General features: G+C 31.7%; 3 protein-coding genes. All 3 read right to left on the bottom strand.

What is annotated here, in order from left to right; genetic code table 11:
- A partial coding sequence (locus tag ACH2BG_RS13180; RefSeq protein WP_395048157.1) for an outer membrane protein assembly factor BamD occupies window positions 1-754 on the bottom strand: 754 nt, incomplete at its 3' end.
- A gap of 167 nt (window positions 755-921) precedes the next feature.
- Complete coding sequence (gene dapA, locus ACH2BG_RS13185) at window positions 922-1809, bottom strand: 4-hydroxy-tetrahydrodipicolinate synthase (RefSeq protein ID WP_395048158.1); 888 nt, start codon at window positions 1807-1809, stop codon at window positions 922-924.
- Window positions 1810-1816: 7 nt separating this feature from the next.
- On the bottom strand, window positions 1817-2335 hold the full coding sequence (locus ACH2BG_RS13190; RefSeq protein WP_395048159.1) for a DUF6913 domain-containing protein: 519 nt from the start codon (window positions 2333-2335) through the stop codon (window positions 1817-1819).
- Between the last annotated feature and the right edge of the window lie 81 nt (window positions 2336-2416).

Below are 2416 nucleotides of genomic sequence, written 5' to 3' on the forward strand. Positions count from 1 at the left end.
CAGTTGCTTCTTGCTTGTACTTAGTATCTGCTTTAAACTTAATCAAGTTTATTTGAGCTGCTTTTGCAACATTTAAACGCTCTTCCATTTTTGCAGGAATACTGTTAATTGCTAGCTTATAAGCTGAATCCAATTTGTAATACAACGCATCTTCTTTGTATGGAGTTCCTGGATAATCAGCTACAAAATTCTCTAGAGCAACAATTGCTGATTTGTAATCAGAAATGGTGTTGTACCCTTTTGCATTTTCGTATACCTTTTGTTCAATTTTTTCGCTTAGTACTTTTACAGCGGCATTTGCTTCTGCTAAGTATTGTGAGTTTGGATAATTATCAATAAAGGCTTGTAGTTTATCTAATGCTTTAGTCGTGTCTGCTTGGTCTAAGCTGTACACTGGTGATAACATTGAATAACTTTTTGCTCCTAGATAAGCAGCTTCTTCAAGTTTTTCACTTTTTGGATAACCCGAAACAAAACTTTCAAATTGATACCCTGCTAATGTATATTGTTTTGTTTTGTAATAGGACTGAGAGAACATATAAAACAATTTTTCTGCTTGAGGCTTACCTCTATAGGCTGGAGCAATTTGCTCAAAAATACGAATAGCTTTAGAATATTTTCCAGCGTCATACAATTTAGTAGCCATTTCAAATTTTACAGCGACATCTTCCGATTTTAATGCTTTTTGATATTCGTTGCAGGAACTAAAGAAAACTACAAGCAGTATTAAAGAAACTATTTTTTTACTCAACATTTAATATTGTTTTTTTGGATTTCGTGAATCTTTGATTTTATTTTTTTACTTTTTTGATGCTTTCGTAGTTGAAATTACCTTAAAATCATACCGAAGTTTCGCTGGCAAATTTAGTGATTAATTTAGCGACTTCAAAATATATTTTTTGTTTAAAAAAAGCTTCTTTTTTATCCTTTTTTACTAATTTTTTGGACAAATTCATCAATTCTAACAGCAAGTGAATTGTCTACTTTTACAAGTGGTAAACGCACAGTGTTTTCTGCTATTCCTAAAGAATGAAAAACCTGTTTGATTCCTGCTGGATTGCCTTGCTCAAAAATCATATCAATACAATCTGCTAAAAGGTACTGCGATTTGAATGCTTCATCGACTTTGCGATTTAAACCCAACCGAATCATTTCGGAAAATTCTTTGGGAAAACCTTGCCCTATTACAGAAATAACACCGGCTCCACCAGCCAAAACCATTGGTAAAGCGATCATATCATCCCCAGAAATTACTAGAAAATCTTCGGGTTTGTTTTTTAATAGTTGCATTGCTTGTACCATATCGCCCGCCGCTTCTTTTATGGCTACAACATTTGCAAAATCGTTGGCTAAACGCACTACTGTAGAAGGTAACATATTACTAGCAGTTCTTCCTGGAACATTATATAAAATTACAGGGATTGGCGATGCTTCAGCAACTGCTTTAAAATGCTGATAGATTCCTTCCTGCGTAGGTTTATTATAATATGGAGAAACAGAAAGTATCGCCGCAAATGCTGATAAATCTCTTGTCTTTAACTCTTCAACAACTTTTAAGGTATTATTCCCCCCTACTCCAAGCACTAATGGTAAACTACCATTATTAGCTTCAATTACAGTTTTAATTACTATTTCTTTCTCATCTTGGGATAATGTTGCATTTTCAGCCGTTGTACCCAAAACCACCAAATACTCGATTCCTCCATCTATCGAAAAATGTACAATTCTTTTTAATGCTTCGATGTCTACAGAAAAGTCTTCTTTAAATGGCGTCACAAGAGCAACACCAGTTCCTATTAATGCTTGCATATTATATTTATATTTTGTTAAGTATTTTTAAATATTTGAATAACTCGCTTATGAAAAGTTTAAAATCACTCCCATCTGTTTCAATCATAAAATGATTCAATCTTTTATCAATCGACGAAAATCCAACTTTGAATAATGCCCTTGAGCTGTGGGTAACTTTTAGTAGAATTGTCTTTTCTATATTGTAATAACTTATTAATAAATCGAATTCTTTATTTATAAAATCATTTACTTCTGCCGAAGATATTTTTCCATTCCATCTTAAATGCTTTGCTCCAAAAGCAATTCGTTTTTTAGTTTCTAATGTATTAAAAGTATCACTGTAAATGATGACTGTTATATTATTCGCAAGTATTCCGTTGACTTCCAGCTGTTTCACTAAAGATTCTGTCTCGCTAAAAACACTTGCATCTACAAGTAGACCTATTTTTTTTATAGCCTGAGTAGATTCACTATTTTTTAAATTTTGAAAGCTTTTTTTTAATGTTTTTTTTACAATAAAATCTTTAAAATAATTTAAAAACATAGTACTTTTACTTGATTACAAAATTAATTAATTAAGTCGCATTTAAAATGGTAAATCTAAAAAAGTATAACGATGTTTCTA

Origin of the sequence: Flavobacterium sp. (assembly GCF_043779715.1) — a bacterium.
In the GTDB taxonomy this organism is placed as follows: Bacteria; Bacteroidota; Bacteroidia; order Flavobacteriales; family Flavobacteriaceae; genus Flavobacterium.